This is a genomic window from Geobacillus thermopakistaniensis (assembly GCF_000498995.1).
In the GTDB taxonomy this organism is placed as follows: domain Bacteria; phylum Bacillota; class Bacilli; order Bacillales; family Anoxybacillaceae; genus Geobacillus; species Geobacillus thermoleovorans.
The window spans coordinates 1-19,743 of sequence record NZ_AYSF01000056.1 but is presented as its reverse complement, the minus strand read 5'-3'; the positions used below and the strand labels follow the sequence as shown (position 1 = coordinate 19,743).

The window sequence follows — 19,743 nt, the reverse complement described above, 5'->3', positions numbered from 1 at the left end:
CGGATGCTGCAATGAAGCAGGCGGAAAAAGAGGCTGACGGCTTGCCTAGAAAAACGCGTCTGCCCCCGAGGATTGCCATCCACGGGGGCAGAGATCGGGCGTTATTTTTTTTGCCAATGCGACAAGGCGAGGGCGCCGACTAAAATGGCGCCTTTTATAATGTCTTGGGCGTAATACGGAACGTTTGCCATCGTCAAGCCGTTCAGCAACACGCCCATTAAAATCGAGCCGAACAATGTGCCGATGACGTTCGGCTTGCCGGCGCCAAAGACGGAAAAGCCGATGTAGGCGGCGGCGACGCTGTCCATTAAAAGCGAGGCGCCGGCCGACACTTGCCCGGTGCCGATGCGCGAGGCAAGGACGATGCCGCCTAAGGCCGCAAAAAACCCGCTGATGACGTATGCATATGTCCGATAGCGGTTGACCGGGATGCCTGAGAGCCTTGCCGCCTCGCGGTTTTCTCCGGTCAAATAAAAGAGGCGGCCGGGTTTCGTGTACGTTAAAAACAGATGAGCGGCAATGACGACAAACAGCATAAGCAAGACCGAAAACGGCACGCCGAACAGCTCTCCCTGGCCGATAAATAAAAAGGAAGGAATGAATTTGCCCGGCGCCGTGCCGCCATCGGGCAGCGGCATGTCGTTGTAGATCGAAAACCCTTTCGTATAGGTGAGCTGCACGCCGTTAATGGCGTACATCGTCGCCAACGTCGCGAGCAAATCGGGCAATTTGAATTTGACGATCAACAACGAGTTCAAGAGCCCGACAGCAATGCCGAGCAACAGCGGCACGAGCAGGGTGATGAAAATTTCTTGGCGGTACAGGACGAGCGCCGCTGCGCTCGCGATCGTCGCTAGGCTCACCGTCGAGCCGACGGACAAATCGAAGCCATCGACGATGAGCGAAAACGTAATGCCGATTGCCACGAGCGTCACGATCGAAATGGACCGCAAAATGTCACTGAAGTTTTCATACGTAAAAAATCGGTCTTGCGTGATGCCGAAGTAGGCGATAACGGCAAGAATGGCCAGCAAGGTGCCGTGTTTATACAACCATTCAAGAATGGACGGCGCCGTTTTTTTCGACGGCGTTGTGGAAACGGCTGGCTGGCTCATGGATCTCACCTCCGCTGCAATAGTAAACAAGCTGTTCATACGTCAATTCAGCGGCCGGCAGGCGAGCGAGCAGCCGGCCGTCGACCATCACGTAGATGGTGTCGCAAATGTCAAGCAGCTCTTGAAATTCGCTGGAAAAGTACAGCACCGTTTTTCCTTCATCGGCAAGGGAGCGAATGATGGAAAACACCTCTTGCTTCGCATGGACGTCGATCCCTTTGGTCGGTTCGTCAAACAAAAAGACGCGTGCGTTTGTGTTGAGCCATTTGCCGATGACGACTTTTTGTTGATTGCCGCCGCTCAAGTGGCGAACGACGGTGGTGCTTGACGGCGGATGAACACCTAGCGAGCGGACGAGCCCGTCGGCTTCAGCCGCTTCTTTCGCCCAGCTGATCCATTGCCAGCGCGACAGGCGGGAAAGAAGGCGGACGGTCAAGTTCGTTTTCACTGATTCGGGCAAAAACAACCCTTGTTTGCGCCGTTCTTCCGGGATGAGGCAAAGGCCGGCGTCGATGGCTTCATAAGGCGATGAGAACACATAGCGTCTGCCATCAATTTCCCACTCGCCGGATGTGTTCCGGTGGGCGATGAGGCTTTCGGCAAGCTCCGTCTTGCCGGCGCCGACGAGGCCAGCGATGCCGACGATTTCGCCGCGGTGGGCGTATAGGTCGACTGTTGTCCCGGTTTTGTCGATCAAAATTCCGCGGGCGGCAAACGCGATGTCGCTTCTGTATGTGCGTGCTTGTTTCGCGGCGGCGGTCCGCTTCGTTCCAGTCATATGAAGGACGATGTCCTCAAGCGGCAGGCTGCGGGCGCCTCCGTGATAGACGACGCGGCCGTCGCGCAAAATCGTCAGCCGGTCAGCGATCTCCTGAACTTCTTTCAGTTTATGAGAGATGTAAATAAAGCCGACGCCTTGCTGCTTCAGTTCATCGATGATGGCAAACAGACGCCTTGTTTCCGCCTCGCTTAAGGCGGCCGTCGGTTCGTCTAGGATGATATAGCGCGCGTTGGATGACAGCACTTTGGCGAGCACAATCAGCTGCTTTTCATGGAGCGAGCAGTCGCGAACCAATTTCGTCGGCGGCAACGACAGGCCGACGCGGCGAAGCAGGGCGGCGGCCCGCTCTTTTTCTTGACGCAGCGAGCGAATCGGCCGTTGCTTCACATGGACGAACTCGTCCGCCGCTACATTTTCGTAAATCGGCAAGCCGGGAAAGAGCGCTGTGTCAACTTCTTGAACGACGAGGCCGATGCCGGCTTGTTTTGCTTCGCGCGGCGATGAAAACGTGTATATCGTACCGTCGATCGTGATCGTACCAGCGTCAGGCGGAATGGCGCCGGCCAAAATGTTCATGAGCGTGCTTTTGCCGGCGCCGTTCATGCCTAAAAGGGCGTGGACTTCGCCAGGACGAACGTCGAAGTCCACGCCGTCGAGCACGCGCACGGCGCCAAACGATTTTTCCATGCCCCGCATTGACAACCCGTTCATTTTTTGTTCACCTGGGCTTCCAACGTTTTCATCCACGGCGAGATGGCGACATTGGATTGCCCCCAGCCCGGGATGTATTGCGAAAGCTCATTCATCGACACTTGTTTGTCCGGAAGATCGGACCGTTTCACTAAATGCGGCTCAAGCGAGTAAATGTTCGGCGTTTTTTCTCCAGCGATTTTTTGATACGCGAACCGCACTTGGACGCGGCCGACTTCGGCTGGGTCGGTCGCCGTTGTCGCCACCCATGGGCTGTTTGGTTTTTGGATCATTTGCAAGTCTTCATCGCTCAAATCGATGCCATACACTTTAATTTCCGTGCGCCCAGCTTGCTCGATGGCGCGCGTCGCCCCTTTGGCGAACTCGTCCCAAGTTGCGAAGACAGCGTCAATGTCGCCTTTGTTCGGGTATTTTTTCAAAATCGCTTCCATTTGCGTTTGTGTGTCCAAAGCTGTGTTGGCGCTCGCCGTGCCAAACTTGGCAATTTCTTTAATGTTCGGATAGCGTTTTTTGAACGCGTCATAAATGACATGGCGGCGTTCCATCGGGGTAAAGCCGCCGACCCAAATCGTGACGATGTTGCCTTCCCCGTTTAAGTCTTCTGCGAGCGTTTTTAATGTTTTCCAGGCGAGGCTGTAGTCGTCTTGGTCGATGACGGTGACGCCGGGAATGTTCAAATCGTTGTCAAACGCCACAACTGGAATGCCTTTGGCGACGGCTTTTTTCACCGGGCCTTCGAGCGCATCGGCGCGGCCGTGGTCAAGCAAAATGGCGTCCACATTTTGTGTAATGGCCGTCTCAACGTACGATGCCATTTTGGTTAAATCGTTGTCGGCGTTGTAAATTTGCACCTCGCCGCCGAATTTTTGCACTTGTTCTTTGACGCCGGCGATGTATTGCGATGAGAACGTGCCGATGGACAGTTGCATAATGGCGGCGATTTTCACCGGCTTTTTCAACTTTTCAGGAATGGCCGCTTGCTCGTCGCTTGTTGCCGTCGAGTGGCTGGATGTCGTTTCCGTTTTGTTGTTCGTGGTCTTGGCTCCGTTGGCTGGCTTGGAGCTAACGGCATCTTGCTCGTGTGTGCAGCCAGCCAAGATGGAGAACACGGCAAAGAAAAGAAGAAAAAGGGAAGATAAGGCCTTAAATCGTTTCATGTTGCTCCTCCTTTGTGAATAATGATGGCAGCGTTGCGTTGTAATTGCCGCGAATGATGCCTTTTTCGGTAATGATCGCGGTAATGAGTTCGTTTGGCGTTACGTCAAACGCCGGATTGTATACGTTGACGCCTTCCGGGGCGATGCGCACGCCGGCGATGTGGGTCACTTCATCCGGATGGCGCTCTTCGATCGGGATGTCCGCACCTGTTTTCGTCGTCAAATCGATCGTGGACAACGGCGCAGCGACGTAAAACGGAATGTCAAACGACTTCGCGAGCAAGGCCAGGCCGAACGTGCCGATTTTGTTCGCCGTATCGCCGTTTTGCGCGATCCGGTCGGCGCCGACGATGATGGCGCCAATGCCTTTCGCCTTGATCGCTTGCGCTGCCATGTTGTCGGTGATGAGCGTCACATCAACGCCCGCTTGCATCAGTTCCCAAGCGGTCAGGCGCGCCCCTTGCAACACCGGCCGCGTCTCGAGAGCGTAAACGGATAGTTCAATTCCTTTTTCTTTCGCCAAATAAAACGGGGCGAGCGCCGTTCCGTAGCGGGCGGTGGCGATCGAGCCGGCGTTGCAAATCGTCATCACCCGCTCGCCGGGCCTGAAGAGCGACAAGGCATGCTCGCCAATGCGGCGGCACACATCCTCGTCTTCTACTTGAATGCGAATCGCTTCGTGGACGAGCGTCGTTTTGGCCTCGTTGACGGAAAGGGCGTCGGCCGCAGCGGTGACGAGCCGATCGAGCGCCCAAAACAAGTTGACGGCAGTCGGCCGGGCACTGGCTAGGTAGTCACGATCTCGTTTCAAGCGACGGCGGAATTCATCGAGCGATTCGGTGTCGTAGCGTAAAGCGGCAAGCGCCAGGCCATAGGCGGCGGTGATGCCGATCGCCGGCGCGCCGCGCACTTTCAGCGTGGCAATCGCCTCATAGACGTCTTCCAGAGTGTGCAAGTCGATATATTCGATGATGGATGGAAGCTTTTGCTGGTTTAAAATCGTCACATGCGTCTCGCGCCATTCAACGGAGCGTGGGATGGCAAAAGTGCTCATCGCCATCTTCCTTTCTCTTTTTTTTTGGTTTGTCCGGGTCAGCGCCGCGCAGCTTGCGTCGAGACCCGGACGATTGTATGGCATTATTGTTCCGTTTCGGCAAACAGGCGGCGGAAGTCTTCCGTTCCGGTGAACACGCGGCGCTCAATGATCAAGCGGCGGCCGAGGCGGAGCGCATGACGTTTGGCTGCAAGGCGCGCCTCTTTTTGCTCAATGCCGTCAAGGTCCGCCACATGGGCAAGGCCGATCGTCCGGCGGATCACTTCGCAGCCGGCGAAGCCGACAGCATCGATGAACGCGTGCCGGAGCACGTCCTCGAGCAAGCCCGGCGTCGCGGCGTACGTTTCCACACTCTCGGTGCGCCAAAGGTTTGAGAACACGGACGTGAAAACGTCCCATGTCCGGTCGATGTGGTCAAAGAGCGGCTGTCGCTCCGATTCAGGGCGGGACAACGCATTTAACAGCAAGTTGGCGAAAAATTGGCCAAGGTCAAACCCGATCGGGCCGTAAAAGGCGAATTCCGGGTCAATCACTTTCGTTTCGTCATCGCTGGCGAAAATGCTGCCGGTATGCAAATCGCCATGCAAAAGCACATCGGCTTCGGTTAAAAACTTGCGCTTCAGCTTTGCCGTTTCGAGATGGAGGCGGTCGTCGCCCCAAAGCGCTTCAACGTCTGGGCGCAATTCGTCTTCAAAGTTGTTCGTTTCGTGGTCAAAAAACGGGTCGGTGAAGACGAGGTCTTCGGTAATTTTGCACAGTTCCGGATTGACGAAGCTTTGCGCCAATTTCTTTTTCTCTTGCTGGTTCATGCCGAAGTCAGACGTATAAAATGCCGTTTTGGCGACAAACTCGCCGATATGCTGGGACAAAAGCGGATACGTTTTTCCTTCGATCAACCCTTTGCGGGCGATTTGCAGGCGGGACAAATCTTCCATCACCGTAATGGCGAGCGATTCGTCAGAATAGTAGACTTTCGGCACGTATTGCGGCACATAGCTCGCAAACGTGCGCAGCGCGTTGCTTTCAATGACAGCGCGCTTTAACGTGAGCGGCCAGCTTTCGCCGACCACTTTGGCGTACGGCAACGCTTGTTTGATGATGACGCCTTGTTTCGTTTCTTGATCGACGATATGAAAAACAAGGTTCAAGTTCCCGTCGCCGATCTCGCGGCAGGCAAGCGGCGCTCCGTCGCGGAATAGGCCGAGGCGGACAGCGAGAGATACCGCCTTCGGTTCGGTCAGCGGTTCGTAAACCGATGTTTGAACAGTGGTCATTTCCTTGTTCCCCCTTTTTTCATTTCGCTCGTTTTCAAATGCCGGTTCTGACGCGGCGCTGAAATCTCGGCGTTTCCGGCAAATGAAAAAGCCTCTTTCGCATACGGAAAGAGGCTTGAAGATTCATTACGTTCTTCGCGCCTCTTATCTTTCAGAAAGACATCGGTCTTTCTGTTGGACTTAGCACCGTGCCCTGCGGAAGCATGACGCTTCCGGCGCCGCCCTTGGCGTGCGCCCTATCTCACGATAGTATTACGGTCGGTTGCTGGGCTTCATTGGGCCAATTCCCTCAGCCAACTCTTGATAAGAGTACCGATTTCTCGTATTCAGTTTTTGCAATTTTCACGATGTTGTCAATCGTTTGGTTGTTTGATTCGAATGATACATGGTCGATCAATCGATTGTCAATACGTTTTGAAAAAATTTTTTGCCGCTTCGTAGTCGTGCGGCCGGCGGTCGGCAAACACCGGGATGCGCGCGCGGACGTCCGCAACGAGTGCGGGATCGATGTCGGCCGAGAGAATGCCCGGCTTCTCGTCCGCCTCGGCGATCACTTCGCCCCATGGGTCGATGACGAGCGAATGGCCGGCAAAGACGTTGTTCGGGTCGCGGCCAGCCCGGTTGCAGGCGACGACGTAGCATTGGTTTTCAATCGCCCGCGCCATCAAGAGCGTCCGCCAATGGTGCAGGCGGGGAAGCGGCCATTCGGCGACGACAAACAGCACTTCCGCCCCAGCCAAAGCATGGGCGCGAATCCACTCCGGAAAGCGGATGTCATAGCAAATGACCCCGGCGCATGCAAGCCCGTCGAGCGAAAACAAGCCTAAGCTGCTTCCCGGCTGCAAATACAAATGTTCATCCATTAATTGGAACAGATGGAGTTTGCTGTATTCGCCGACGATTTGACCGCTCCGGTCGGCCACGATCATCGTGTTCGTCACGCCGGTTGTTGTTTTTTTAGCGACCGAGCCGGCGACGAGATGGATGTTGTGTGCTTGCGCTAGGCGGGAGGCGAACGCTTTCGCCCGTTCGGCGCCTTCGTCGGCAATCTCATCTAGGCGCGTCAAATCGTAGCCGGTCGTCCATAATTCCGGCAGCACGATGATATTCGCGCCGTCCTTGACGGCCGATTCAATGGCGCTTTCCGCGCACCGTTCGTTTTCGTTCGGGTCGCCAAACGCAATATCAAGCTGGAGGCAGGCGATGCGGATCGTCATGAGTTTTCACCTCGAAAAAATTTTGCTTTACATTTTGCTTTTTACGATATATGATGTTGCACTAGAATTTCAAGAATTTTTTAAGAAGGTGTGGGCGATGACGATGGAAATTCCTTTTTCCGAGCTGCTTGAGCAGCTGCCAAAGCAATTTTTCGCCTCGCTTGTCGCAAAAGTCGGGGAGAAAATCAAGGCCGGATGCGACGTGATCAATTTAGGGCAAGGCAACCCGGATCAGCCGACGCCAAAGCATATCGTCGAGGCGATGCAGCGGGCGGCGGCCAATCCGAAATACCATAAATATTCGCCGTTTCAAGGCTACTTCTTTTTGAAAGAAGCCATCGCCGCGTTTTACGCGCGTGAATACGGGGTGAACATCGATCCAGACCGCGAAGTCGCCATTTTGTTCGGCGGCAAGGCCGGGCTTGTCGAGCTGCCGCTTTGCCTCGTCAACCCGGGCGATGTGGTGCTTGTCCCGGACCCGGGCTATCCGGACTATTGGTCGGGGATCGCGCTTGCCCGCGCGCGGATGGAGATGATGCCGCTTTCTTCGGAAAACGGATTCTTACCGGATTACGAAGCCATTCCGGAGTCGGTCGCCGACCGAGCGAAGCTCATGTTTTTAAACTATCCGAACAATCCGACCGGTGCGACGGCGACAAAGGAATTTTTCGCGGAGACGGTGGCGTTTGCCGCCAAGCACGGCATTGCCGTCGTGCACGATTTCGCTTATGGGGCGATCGGCTTTGACGGCCGGAAACCGGTCAGCTTCCTGGAAGCCGATGGGGCGAAAGACGTCGGCGTCGAAATTTATACGTTTTCGAAAACATACAATATGGCCGGCTGGCGTGTGGCGTTTGCCGTCGGCAACGAGCGGATCATTCGGGCGCTTGAGCTTTTGCAGGATCATTTGTATGTCAGCTTGTTCGGCGCCATCCAGGAAGCGGCCGCCGCGGCGCTCCTTGGTCCGCAAGATTGTGTCACGGAGTTGGTCGCATTGTATGAGGCGCGCCGCAATGCGTTCATCGCTGCGCTCTGCGAGATCGGTTGGGAAGCGCCGGCGCCATATGGGTCGTTTTTCGCCTGGCTTCCGCTGCCAAAAGGCATATCATCCGCTGAGTTTGCCGACATGCTGCTTGAGCGGGCGCATGTCGCCGTCGCCCCAGGCATCGGGTTCGGCGAGCACGGCGAAGGGTATGTGCGCGTCGGCCTCTTGACCGATGAAGCGCGGCTTCGCGAAGCAGCGGAGCGGATCGGCCGCCTTGGATTGTTCGAAAAAAATTTTTGAAAAATGATTGACAACGCCAATCGGCGATGTCATAATTCAAAGTAAATTTGCCAATTGTTTGACAAGTGCATAAACGAGCAGGCTTTCTTATCAAGAGCAGGCGGAGGGACGAGCCCAATGAAGCCCGGCAACCGGCTTGGCGCGCGCCAAGCACGGTGCTAATTCTTGCAGCGGAAACGCTGAGAGATAAGAAGAGCGCCATGGATGAGTGACGCCTCTTCTTATGAAGAGGCGTTTTTATTTCGAGATTGAGAGGGATGAACGATGAGTGCAGTGATGGCAACGTATTTGCTTCATGATGAAACAGACATTCGGAAAAAGGCGGAAGGGATCGCGCTCGGCTTGACGATCGGCACGTGGACCGACTTGCCGGCGTTGGAGCAGGAGCAGCTTCGCAAACATAAAGGGGAAGTCGTCGCTATTGACGAGCTTGGCGAAAGCGAGCGGGTAAACGCCTATTTCGGCAAGCGGCTGAAGCGGGCGATCGTCAAAATCGCCTACCCGACAGTCAACTTCAGCGCCGATTTGCCGGCATTGTTGGTCACGACGTTCGGCAAGCTGTCGCTCGACGGTGAAGTGCGGCTGCTTGATTTAGAGTTTCCGGATGAATGGAAGCGACAGTTTCCTGGGCCGCGCTTTGGCATCGACGGCATTCGCGACCGAGTCGGGGTGCATAACCGCCCACTGTTGATGAGCATTTTTAAAGGCATGATCGGCCGCGATTTGGCGTACTTGACGTCGGAATTGAAAAAACAGGCGCTCGGCGGCGTTGACCTGGTCAAAGACGATGAAATTTTGTTTGACAGCGAACTTCTTCCGTTTGAAAAGCGGATCACCGAGGGCAAGGCGGCGCTTCAGGAAGTGTACGAACAAACAGGCAAGCGGACGTTGTATGCCGTCAACTTGACCGGCAAAACGTTTGCGTTAAAGGACAAAGCGAAACGAGCCGCCGAGCTTGGCGCTGATGTGCTGTTGTTTAACGTCTTCGCTTATGGGCTTGACGTGTTGCAGGCGTTGCGCGAGGATGAGGAGATTGTGGTGCCGATTATGGCTCACCCGGCGTTCAGCGGCGCTGTTACGCCGTCTGAATTTTATGGGGTGGCGCCTTCGCTTTGGCTTGGAAAGCTTTTGCGGCTCGCCGGCGCCGACTTTGTCCTGTTCCCGTCGCCGTATGGCAGCGTGGCCTTGGAGCGTGAGCAGGCGCTTGGCATCGCAAGGGCGCTCACCGACGACCAAGAGCCGTTTGCCCGGGCGTTTCCGGTGCCGTCGGCCGGCATTCACCCGGGATTGGTGCCGCTCATCATCCGCGATTTCGGCCTTGACACCATCGTCAACGCCGGCGGCGGCATTCACGGCCATCCGGACGGGGCGATCGGGGGCGGCCGGGCGTTTCGCGCGGCGATCGACGCGGTGCTGGCCGGCCGTCCGCTTCGTGAGGCGGCTGCAGAAAACGAAGCGCTGCAAAAAGCGATCGACCGCTGGGGCGTCGTTGAGGTGGAAGCATGACGAAACAGCTCGTTCTCTTTTGTGATTTTGACGGCACCATTACGGAAAACGACAACATCATCGCGATTATGAAACAGTTCGCCCCGCCGGAGTGGGAGGCGTTAAAAGACGACATTCTCGCTGAGCGCATTTCTGTTCAGGAAGGAGTGGGGAAGATGTTTTCCCTCCTTCCGTCCACGTTGAAGGATGAAATTGTGGATTTCCTGCGGCGCACCGCTCGGTTGCGCGCGGGATTCCGAGAGTTTGTCGCGTTTACGAAAGAGCGAGGCATTCCGCTTTATATCGTCAGCGGCGGCATCGACTTTTTTGTCTATCCGCTGCTTGAAGGGCTCATTGAACCGGAGCGCATTTTTTGCAACGGCTCCGATTTCAGCGGTGAGACGATCCGCATCACATGGCCGCATGCATGCGACGGTGAGTGCCAAAACGGCTGCGGCTGCTGCAAGCCATCGCTCCTTCGCAAGCTTGCCCGCCCGGACGGATACCATGTCGTCATCGGCGATTCGATTACGGATTTAGCGGTGGCGAAGCAAGCGGATTACGTGATGGCGCGCGATTTTCTGCTCCAAAAATGCCAAGAGCTCGGCTTGCCGCATGCGCCGTTTGCAACGTTTTTTGACGTGATTGATGCGTTGCAGCGAATGGAGGTGATCGTATGAGCATTGTCGTGAAAAAGTGGAACGAGCTCGCGGAAGTGAAAGCTGAGCTCGCCGCCCGCGACTGGTTTTTCGCGACAAGCGGCAATTTGTCGATCAAGGTGACGGACGACCCATTGACGTTTTTGGTGACAGCGAGCGGCAAGGATAAGCGGAAGCAAACGGATGAGGATTTTCTGCTCGTTGACGCCGCCGGAAAACCGGCGGAGGAAACAAACTTGAAGCCCTCGGCCGAGACGCTCTTGCACGCGGAAATTTACGGACGGACGAATGCCGGCTGCGTCTTGCACGTTCATACGGTCGACAACAACTTGATTTCTGAACTGTATGCGCAAAACGGGGAAGCGGTCTTTTCCGGCCAGGAAATCATCAAGGCGTTCGGCATTTGGGAGGAAAATGCCGCCGTGCGCATCCCGATCATTGACAATTACGCCGACATTCCAACGCTCGCTCGGGAGTTTGCGAACTATATCCATGGCGACGCCGGCGCCGTGTTGATCCAAAACCATGGCATCACGGTCTGGGGGCGTACAGCGTTTGAAGCGAAAAAACATTTGGAGGCATGGGAGTTTTTGTTCCGCTGGCAGGTGAAGCGGCTGCTTTTGCAGCGGGCCGGCCTGCCGGTTGGCTAATCCATATACATTTTTCCAAAGGAGGATGTGAACAATGGCAGTCATCAAAGTGAGAAAAACGGGCCAAGTGATTGAAGGAGAAGACAATGTGCGCGCGTTTTTGAACAGTCAAGGGGTGTTGTATGAACATTGGGACATCACGAAACTGCCGGAGCATTTGCGCGATAAATATGTTCTGACAGATGAAGAAAAAAATGAAATTTTAGCGACGTTCAAAGACGAAATTGAAGATTTAGCGGCGCGCCGCGGCTACAAAACGTGGGATATCGTCGCTCTGTCCGACGCGACGCCGAACTTGGATGAGTTGCTGAAAAAATTTGAACAAGTGCACATCCATACGGAAGATGAAGTGCGCGCCATTACGGCCGGCCATGGCATTTTCATCATCAAAGGCGACAAAGAAACCGGCTATTTTGATGTAGAGCTTGAAGCCGGCGACGTCATTTCCGTGCCGGAAGGGAATCCGCATTACTTTACGCTCATGGATGACCGTCGGGTCGTTGCGGTGCGCTTGTTTATCGACCCGTCCGGCTGGGTCGCTCATCCATATGAAGAAAAAGAGGAAGCCGTCCAATAACAATGAACGCCCCGCTGCTTATATACAGGCAGCGGGGTTGTTTTCGTTAAAACGATTGTGTTAGAAAAATCATAAACAAAATGCCGACAATAAACGCGTACGTCGATGTCCGTTCATTTCCATCGCCATGGCTTTCGGGAATGAGCTCTTTGTAAATGATAAACAGCATCGCCCCCGCGGCGAACGCCAGCCCGTACGGAACGAGCCCACGAAAAAGGGAGGTTAAGTAAAAACCGAGCAGCGATGTGACGATTTCCACGGCTCCGGTCAACGTGGCGATCAGAAACGCCTTCAAGCGCCCGATTTGCTGGTTGATTAAAAACAAAGCGACCAAAAACCCTTCCGGTGCATTTTGCAAGCCAATCGCCAGGGCGATTAAATTGCCGATTTGGGAAGAGCTGTCGGAGGCGTAGCTGACCCCGACCGACAGACCTTCAGGCAAATTGTGCAACGTAATGGCGGCAATAATGAGCATCGCTTTTTCATCAAATTGCAAGCCGCTTTTTGTATGTTCCAAGTCAATATGGGGGACGGTCATTTCAAGCAACGTCAAAATAAGTACGCCAGCGGAAAGCCCTACTGTTAACGTGCTGAAGCCCCCTGATTTTAACGATTCCGGAATGAGACTCATCATCGAAGCCGCCATCATAATGCCGGCGGAAAAGGCCAGCAGTACGTCACGCCACCGGTGGGTGAGCGATTTGGCCATAAACAAAATCGGCACGGCGCCAAGCCCGGTGGATAAGGCGGAAAGCACGCTTCCAGCCAACACTTGGTTCATCTACTTCCCTCCCTGACATCTTTTCTCCTTCTTCACATATGCATCATTCATCGGAATGTGACAGTCGCCCAAGCGCCGACATTATAATAAATTTATCATAGCCGAAGGAAAAGCCGTGAACCAGGAAAATGCATCATCGCAAACAAAAAACGGTTGCCCGGGAATTTGCTGTTCCAGTATAATGAAAGTAAGAAAATGTCAACTTTAAAGGGTTGGATGCTATGGAACAAAAGGAACAGGCGTTGCAGCAGTCATTAAAATTATTCATCGTGTTATCGAGGGCATATCGGTCGGTCAGCGACCAAGTAAACAAGTCGATTCAAGCGTTCGGCGTGAATCCGACCGAATTTGCGGTGCTCGAACTGCTTTACCATAAAGGCGATCAGCCGCTCCAGCAAATCGGGGAAAAAATTTTGCTCGCCAGCGGCAGCATCACGTATGTCATCGACAAGCTTGAAAATAAAGGCTTGATCATCCGCCGCGCCTGTGAGCGGGATCGCCGCGTGACGTATGCGTCGATCACCGACAGCGGCCGGCGGTTCATCCAGCGCGTGTTTCCCGAACATGCCGAGACCATCCATGAAACGGTGGCGGCCCTGACGCCGGAAGAAAAGGAACAGGCCATCGTGTTGCTGAAAAAATTAGGCTATGGCGCAAAAAGCAGAGACTGACCTCGCGTCAGTCTCTTTAATTTTTCCGAAAATGGATACGTTATATAAAGAACATAACACTGCAAGAAAAAGGAGAGATCACCATTGATGATTCCTGTTGGGGTATCCAACCGCCACATTCATTTATCGAAAGAGCATATGGCGGCGCTGTTTGGCGAAGGCGCCGAGCTGACGGTGCTCAAGCCGTTGTCGCAGCCCGGACAGTTCGCCGCCAAGGAAACGGTGACGGTCGAAGGGCCGAAAGGGAAAATTGAAAACGTCCGCGTCCTCGGACCGGTCCGTTCGCTGACGCAGCTTGAAATTTCGAAAACCGACAGCTTCAAGCTCGGCGTCGCGCCCCCGGTCCGCTTATCCGGCGATATTGACGGAACGCCGGGCATTACGATTCACGGGCCGAAGGGGACGGTGACCGTCGACAAAGGGGTGATCATTGCCAAGCGGCACATTCATATGACGCCGAAAGATGCGGAAACGTTTGGCGTCTGCGACAAACAAGTCGTGAAAGTGAAAACACAAGGGGAACGGGCGCTCATTTTCGATGAAGTCATCGTCCGCGTCAGCGAAGATTTTGCTTTAGATATGCACATTGACACGGATGAAGCGAACGCGGCTGGCTTGAAAACCGGCGATTATGTCGAACTGCTTCCGTCGTGAAATCATCCGCAGCAATGGGAGACAAGGCGCCCTCTCGTTCGTCCCGAGAGGGCGCCTCCCGTCAACGCGGGTGCTTCTTCTCTGATCGATCTAGAAGGGCGGTGAAAAACAGCGATCGCCCCTAGCTGACGTCGGACGACGTGAAACGAGAAGCTGATACCACGAGATTTCTCAATTTGAGAAACAAGGCGGTGAGGAAACCTGTTCCTTTAATCACCGGCCTTCTAGGGTGCCGACCAGATGAAACGGCGCATCACGCCGAATGGCATCAATGACGCCGCCGCTGATTTCTTGATGGGTGAGCCAGCGCGAACCGTGTTTTTCCACGACAAAACCGAGCTGAACTTGCCGATAAAGGCAAGCGACAGGCAAACAGAGTTCCGATTTCGCTTCGGCTGGATCGGCGCGGCTGCCGAGCACATGAAACAACCGCCAAGAGCCGGGATGTCCGCTATTTTTTTGGATGACAGTGGACAGCGCCTGGGTTCCGTCTGTATGCACCCACGCAATGATTAGAGCAAACGTTCCGTTTTTTTGGATGGACCGGGAAATCAGAGAACAAAGCGCTTCTTGATCGCGATAATCAACAAGAAGCGGGTTGATGGATGCCATCGGTCCAGCGCGGTCGATGAGCTGCTTCATCCGTGCGTAGCGGCGGGCGATGACGGACACATCATATCCTTCCCGCACAAGCCAAAGCGACACATCAGCCAACATGCCTGTCCCGCCGATGACAAGAGCGTGCATGGCGCGTCTCCTTTCGAATTAATCCAGTGGTCCTTTCAAATAATGATCAAACCAACCGACGATTTGGCGAAGACGTTCGAGGCGAAGCGCCGGGTTGCCGGTGCGCGACAAATCGTGGTTGGCGTCCGGGAAGCGGACAAGTTTCGTTTCCCGCCCGAGTTGTTTCAATGCGATAAACAGCTGTTCCGCCTGCTCGATCGGGCAGCGGTAATCGCGCTCGCTATGCAAGATTAAGAGCGGTGTGCGCATGTTTTGGACGTATTTGAGCGGTGAATGATGCCAAAGCCGCTCCGCGTCTTCCCAGATGTCGCAGCCGACTTCCCATTTCGTGAAAAAGTAGCCGATGTCACTCACTCCGGAGAAACTGAGCCAGTTGGAAATCGAGCGCTGGGTGACAGCCGCTTTGAACCGGTCGGTATGCCCGACGATCCAATTGGTCATAAACCCGCCGTAGCTGCCGCCAGTGACGCCAAGCCGTGTCTCGTCAATGAAGTCGAACTTGCTGATCGCGGCGTCGACGCCGGCCATAATGTCTTCATAATCCATGCCGCCATAGTCGCCGCGCACGGCATTGACGAATGCCTGTCCATATCCGTGGCTGCCGCGCGGGTTCGTGAACAAGACCGCATAACCACGCGAAACGAGCAGTTGAAATTCATGGAAAAAGGTAAACCCGTACATCGCATGCGGCCCGCCGTGAATTTCGACGACAAGCGGCGCCTTTTCCCCTTCGCCAAGCCCGGGCGGTTTCATGATCCAGCCTTGAATCTCCCAACCATCCGCCGATCGATACGTAAACGGTTCGGCATCGGCGAACACCACTTCGTTTTCGAGCGCTTCATTGGCACGCGTAAGCCGTGTTTTCGTTCCGTCTTCAAGCGAGATTATATACAAATCGCCAATGACCGTCGGCTCGCTCATGGCGGCGATGGCTTGCTGTTCGCTTGGGTGGATGGCTAAACCGTATAAATGGAAGTTGCCTTCGATCACCGGAACGATCGGGCCGTCGAGCGGGACGAAATACAAGTTGACGCGTCCGCGCTCCGAGGCGGTGACATACAGGCCGCTTCCGTCGCTCGCCCAAATCGGTCCCGGCCCTTTCGCATCAGCGTGTGTGTCGCCGACCATGGCATCGCCGAGATGGACGTCCCAATCGGCGGTCAACACCCGCTTCGTTCCACGCTCCGGCTCAAAGACGTAAAGCCGGTGAAGCGTAGCCCCGAGATAAGCAAGATCATGGCCGATGGCGGCGAGCTTCGTTCCGTCCGGCGACCAGGCGAGCGAAGCGAATGTGCCGCATCCGTTCGTCAAGTTCGTTTCCGCTTTCGATTCGAGATCAAGCAAAACAATGTCGCGCGTAAAGGTTGTGTCTGGATCATCGTTTCGGTTGGCGACAAAGGCGAGCGTCCGTCCGGTTGGGGAAACGGCAAACGAACCGATTTCTTCCTCGCGGCCCGTCAACGCTTCGGTTTTTCCTGACGCCGCATCGATGCGCACCAGCACGTCCTGCTTGCCGTCAAGAAAACCCGACGCGTCTGATTTGTAATAGAGCCGTTCCACAACGCGCGGCTTCGAATCGGCCGGTTTTTGTTCCGCCGTTTTCTGCTCTTCTCGGTCTTCGATCGTTTCTTCGTCGCCAAGCGTCGTTAGGGCGATGAGAAACGTCCCGTCCGGCGACCAAACGTAATCGCGCACACCGTTTTTGAAAAACGTCAGTTGGCGCGCCTCACCGCCATTGGCGGGCAAAAGCCAAAGCTGTGTGCGTCCGGAGCGGTCGGACAAAAAGGCGATCGTTTGGCCGTCTGGGGAAAAGCGCGGCTTCGTGTCGCGCCAGCGGCCGAACGTCCATTGACGGACGGAGCCGTCTGCCGCCCATATCCATAAATGGGAGCGGTATTGTTTTTCCTCATCAATCGATTTTTCCACAAACACGGCGCGCGTCCCGTCCGGCGCGTAGTGCGGGTCGCGCACCGAGCGGAGGCGAAGCAAATCTTCCACCGTTATGCCGCGGCGTTTTGTCGGTTGTTCGTTGTTGTTCATCAGTTGGCCCCCTCTTTCTTTTAAGTAAAATGGAACTACATTGTATATTTCGTCTTCCGAAAGACAAGATCCTGCCCAAAACAGAAAAAACGAACGCCCCCATAATGGACGTTCGCTTTTTGGCTATGCCGATAATTTTTGTTTTTCTTTCGCCTGCTGTGCCGCTTTTTTTACTTGCGGATAGAAGATTAGGCCGCTAGCGAGCAGGACAACACCGAGTAGGAAGGTTTTGATGTCTGCCGTGCCAGCGATAACGACCCAGATCGAATACACCGTCGCTAAGGCCGCAATGATTCCGTCAACCATCCGCTCGCGCGCCTCCATGTACGTTTCGCCGGTGAGCGTGAGTTTCAACTGAAAGACGGAAGCGATCAAATACGGGATGAGGTAGGCGAGCGTAGCGATGTAAATGACAAAATCGAACGCTGCCGCCATCGAATGGGAAATGGTCGAGAAAATGAACAGCTGGGCTAATGCATTCGATAGCGTCAACGAGAAGCTCGGCACATTTTTCTTGTTTTCCTTTAAAAACATCGGCAGAAACAGCCCTTGTTTGGCCGCTTGGTACGGCACCTCAGCGCTCAGCAAGATCCAGCCGAGCGTCGAGCCGAGCAGGCTAATGAGCCCAAGACCAGCCAACACGTAGCCGCCCGCCGGTCCGACGATGGCAATGATGGCATCAACGAGCGGTTTTTCCGATTGAATCAGTTCGCGTTGCGGCAAGACGCCCATCACCAAAAAGCTGATACCGATGTAAATGGCTAAGGCGATGAGCAGGCCGGCGATCGTCGCCCGTTTTACGTCCGCTTGTTTGCGCGCGCGGGAAGCGAACACCATCGCCGATTCGACGCCGACAAACGCCCAGAGCGTCGATAACGCGGCGTTGTTGATTTGCCCGAGCAAACCGATCGCTTGCCCGTTTCCGTCATAGCGCGGAGCGTCAAGCGGGCCGATGACCGCTTTGTCAAAGGCAAACAAGGCGATGACGATAAACAGGAAAAAGCCGAGCACTTTGGCCGCGGTGGCAACAAAATTCAGCTTGCCAGCGTCTTCTACACCGCGCAAAATGATGATATGCATCCCCCAAAGGAGCGCCGTGCAGACGAGAAATGTAAGCAAATTCCCGAGTTTCAGCGCAAACGAGCCGATCTCAAGCACCGTTTTACTGCTTGTCAGCACCGGGAAAAACGTCGACAAGTAGCTTGTAAATGTCGTAATGATCGCGACGTTGCCGGCAAAGTTGCCGACCCAGTAGCCCCACGATGACATAAATCCCGGTGAACTACCCCCACTTAATTTTCTAGCGAAAATTTGAAGTGGGGGCTTCCAAAGAAGTTTGACTGCTTCAAGCAATCCTTATTCTTTGAGGCGTGTCCACTTCGCCGCTAGAGCATAAGACACTCAGGTCTACAGCTTTACTTTNGTGAACTACCCCCACTTAATTTTCTAGCGAAAATTTGAAGTGGGGGCTTCCAAAGAAGTTTGACTGCTTCAAGCAATCCTTATTCTTTGAGGCGTGTCCACTTCGCCGCTAGAGCATAAGACACTCAGGTCTACAGCTTTACTTTTCTTTAAGATGTTTAATGCGCCATTGACATCAGCATTAATTAGTTTGCCAGACTTTGTTCGATACAAGCCGCGCTTAATACGTTTGCCGCTGAACTTATATTCTTTTGGATTGTCGGCATTATATTCAGGAATCTCATCGCCGTCAAAAAAGCTGGCTTGAGACGTATATGATTCTTCCTGTTTCAAGAATTCAATGCCGTAAAATTCACAAAGATATTCTAGTTTTTCTTTTATGTTACCGAGAGGAATATTGACAAAGTTTTGATTTGTCTTTTTTCCTAGATTAATATTGCGTTGCCATGTTTCCGCATAGCCAATGACAAGTTTGCCAATTTGATTTTCAATACAGTAGTTAATGATGTAACGGCAAGTCTTGTTGATATAATCATTCACTTTATTATTGCGATTCATAGCAAGCAAAGCCTGTTTACGAGTGGTGCCTTTGATTTTTTGCTTATCTTTTATGCTTTGAAGTCTGGCATTTTCTTTGTTAAACCATTGATTTATACTTTTTAATCTCCGCCCATCAATGATGAATGATCTGCCGTCTGATGTGACACAAGTGGCAAAATTGTTTAATCCTAAATCAATTGCCAGTGCTTTTTGGTCATTTAATTCTCTTTGATCTTCAGGCATTTCATATTTGTACTGAATCTCAAAGAACCTGGCATGATGCTTAGGAATGATTTCAATCTGCTTAATCTTTTTGTCCAGTAACACAGGCGGAATCGTTATCGTGATAGGCTTGTGAGTCTTTTTAAATAGGCGAGAATACGGTATCGTGAATTTGTTGCCGTCTATACGAATCTGGCCAATGATCAGTGAATGAAAGCCATCTTTTTTAAGATATTTTGGAATACTGATAGCCTTGTGGTCATATTTTCCTTGTTTGGCAAGACTGATCAAACCAAAGAAAGATTTAAAGGCTTCATTGACCTTTTTTAAAATTTGCTGTGCCATGTTGCTGTTTAACAGCTTATAGTTTTCGTTAGTTTTTGCAAGATGATAGTTTTTCTCATAATTAAGAAATTCCTTGTGTTCAAAATAGTATTGTCTGACATTGTACAATCCGACGTTGTACATGTTCTTGGCAATATGGCACAGTTCTCGAAGAGTCAAGTATTCTTCTTTGGTCAAACCATTTAGCTGTTGTTTGATACAAAAATACATTTTTTCACCTCCCATCTAACTATATTATACTATATTTTACTGAATCTATCCTATTTTCAGCAAAATATAGTTAAGGCGATTCATCTCCCACTTACTCCGCTTCGCTTCGTTGAAGTGGGAGTCTTCTCGCCTAATTAAGATAAAAT

17 protein-coding genes, 1 pseudogene and 2 riboswitches are annotated in these 19,743 nt (G+C 53.4%); of the genes and pseudogenes, 7 read left to right on the top strand and 11 right to left on the bottom strand.

The window, feature by feature from the left end; genetic code table 11:
* Positions 1–101 precede the first annotated feature (101 nt).
* From T260_RS127820 to T260_RS127845, 6 genes are all read right to left on the bottom strand, one after another.
* Positions 102–1,115: an ABC transporter permease gene (locus tag T260_RS127820; protein ID WP_011230447.1), complete on the bottom strand. Its 1,014-nt coding sequence runs from the start codon at positions 1,113–1,115 to the stop codon at positions 102–104.
* Positions 1,057–2,607, bottom strand: a complete 1,551-nt coding sequence (locus T260_RS127825) for a sugar ABC transporter ATP-binding protein (RefSeq protein WP_011230448.1) — start codon at positions 2,605–2,607, stop codon at positions 1,057–1,059. The genes T260_RS127820 and T260_RS127825 overlap by 59 nt, the downstream gene beginning before the upstream one ends.
* Positions 2,604–3,764 carry a sugar ABC transporter substrate-binding protein gene (locus tag T260_RS127830; protein WP_011230449.1) on the bottom strand — a complete coding sequence of 387 codons (1,161 nt, stop codon included), beginning with the start codon at positions 3,762–3,764 and terminating at the stop codon, positions 2,604–2,606. The genes T260_RS127825 and T260_RS127830 overlap by 4 nt, the downstream gene beginning before the upstream one ends.
* Positions 3,751–4,818 (bottom strand): S-methyl-5-thioribose-1-phosphate isomerase, encoded by a 1,068-nt coding sequence (gene mtnA / locus T260_RS127835; RefSeq protein WP_011230450.1) that lies wholly within the window; start codon positions 4,816–4,818, stop codon positions 3,751–3,753. Before mtnA ends, T260_RS127830 begins: the two co-directional genes overlap by 14 nt.
* 83 nt (positions 4,819–4,901) lie before the next feature.
* A complete protein-coding gene (gene mtnK, locus T260_RS127840; RefSeq protein ID WP_023634097.1) occupies positions 4,902–6,092 on the bottom strand; it encodes an S-methyl-5-thioribose kinase in 1,191 nt (396 codons plus the stop codon).
* A 141-nt stretch (positions 6,093–6,233) separates the two neighbouring features.
* Positions 6,234–6,402: riboswitch (SAM riboswitch) on the bottom strand.
* A gap of 94 nt (positions 6,403–6,496) precedes the next feature.
* Complete coding sequence (locus tag T260_RS127845; RefSeq protein ID WP_023634096.1) at positions 6,497–7,309, bottom strand: carbon-nitrogen family hydrolase; 813 nt, start codon at positions 7,307–7,309, stop codon at positions 6,497–6,499.
* Between the two features lie 97 nt (positions 7,310–7,406).
* On the opposite strand from T260_RS127845, the gene T260_RS127850 reads away from it, so the two are divergent.
* From T260_RS127850 to mtnD, 5 genes are all read left to right on the top strand, one after another.
* Complete coding sequence (locus T260_RS127850; protein WP_031212858.1) at positions 7,407–8,594, top strand: pyridoxal phosphate-dependent aminotransferase; 1,188 nt, start codon at positions 7,407–7,409, stop codon at positions 8,592–8,594.
* A gap of 84 nt (positions 8,595–8,678) precedes the next feature.
* A riboswitch (SAM riboswitch) is annotated at positions 8,679–8,787 on the top strand.
* A gap of 71 nt (positions 8,788–8,858) precedes the next feature.
* Complete coding sequence (mtnW, locus tag T260_RS127855) at positions 8,859–10,100, top strand: 2,3-diketo-5-methylthiopentyl-1-phosphate enolase (protein WP_023634094.1); 1,242 nt, start codon at positions 8,859–8,861, stop codon at positions 10,098–10,100.
* Positions 10,097–10,759 (top strand): 2-hydroxy-3-keto-5-methylthiopentenyl-1-phosphate phosphatase, encoded by a 663-nt coding sequence (gene mtnX / locus T260_RS127860; RefSeq protein ID WP_014195271.1) that lies wholly within the window; start codon positions 10,097–10,099, stop codon positions 10,757–10,759. The genes mtnW and mtnX overlap by 4 nt, the downstream gene beginning before the upstream one ends.
* Entirely contained in the window at positions 10,756–11,388 is a 633-nt protein-coding gene (locus T260_RS127865) for a methylthioribulose 1-phosphate dehydratase (RefSeq protein WP_013145967.1), read from the top strand. Before mtnX ends, T260_RS127865 begins: the two co-directional genes overlap by 4 nt.
* 34 nt (positions 11,389–11,422) lie before the next feature.
* On the top strand, positions 11,423–11,965 hold the full coding sequence (mtnD, locus tag T260_RS127870) for an acireductone dioxygenase (protein ID WP_011230457.1): 543 nt from the start codon (positions 11,423–11,425) through the stop codon (positions 11,963–11,965).
* Positions 11,966–12,011: 46 nt separating this feature from the next.
* Here mtnD and T260_RS127875 read toward each other — a convergent pair whose 3' ends face one another.
* Positions 12,012–12,746 (bottom strand): ZIP family metal transporter, encoded by a 735-nt coding sequence (locus T260_RS127875; protein WP_023634093.1) that lies wholly within the window; start codon positions 12,744–12,746, stop codon positions 12,012–12,014.
* A gap of 221 nt (positions 12,747–12,967) precedes the next feature.
* On the opposite strand from T260_RS127875, the gene T260_RS127880 reads away from it, so the two are divergent.
* Together T260_RS127880 and T260_RS127885 are read left to right on the top strand one after the other, a co-directional pair.
* On the top strand, positions 12,968–13,417 hold the full coding sequence (locus tag T260_RS127880; RefSeq protein WP_023634092.1) for a MarR family winged helix-turn-helix transcriptional regulator: 450 nt from the start codon (positions 12,968–12,970) through the stop codon (positions 13,415–13,417).
* An 87-nt stretch (positions 13,418–13,504) separates the two neighbouring features.
* A complete protein-coding gene (locus tag T260_RS127885; protein WP_031212856.1) occupies positions 13,505–14,071 on the top strand; it encodes a phosphate propanoyltransferase in 567 nt (188 codons plus the stop codon).
* Between the two features lie 213 nt (positions 14,072–14,284).
* On the opposite strand, the gene T260_RS127890 is transcribed toward T260_RS127885, so the two are convergent.
* The 4 genes and pseudogenes from T260_RS127890 to T260_RS127905 form a co-directional block, all read right to left on the bottom strand.
* Positions 14,285–14,818, bottom strand: a complete 534-nt coding sequence (locus T260_RS127890; protein WP_011230461.1) for a short-chain dehydrogenase — start codon at positions 14,816–14,818, stop codon at positions 14,285–14,287.
* An 18-nt stretch (positions 14,819–14,836) separates the two neighbouring features.
* Positions 14,837–16,858 (bottom strand): S9 family peptidase, encoded by a 2,022-nt coding sequence (locus T260_RS127895; protein WP_023634091.1) that lies wholly within the window; start codon positions 16,856–16,858, stop codon positions 14,837–14,839.
* A 123-nt stretch (positions 16,859–16,981) separates the two neighbouring features.
* A pseudogene (locus tag T260_RS127900) lies at positions 16,982–18,136 on the bottom strand (amino acid permease); the annotation flags it as partial.
* Positions 18,137–18,349: 213 nt separating this feature from the next.
* Positions 18,350–19,597, bottom strand: a complete 1,248-nt coding sequence (locus T260_RS127905; RefSeq protein WP_014195799.1) for an RNA-guided endonuclease InsQ/TnpB family protein — start codon at positions 19,595–19,597, stop codon at positions 18,350–18,352.
* Between the last annotated feature and the right edge of the window lie 146 nt (positions 19,598–19,743).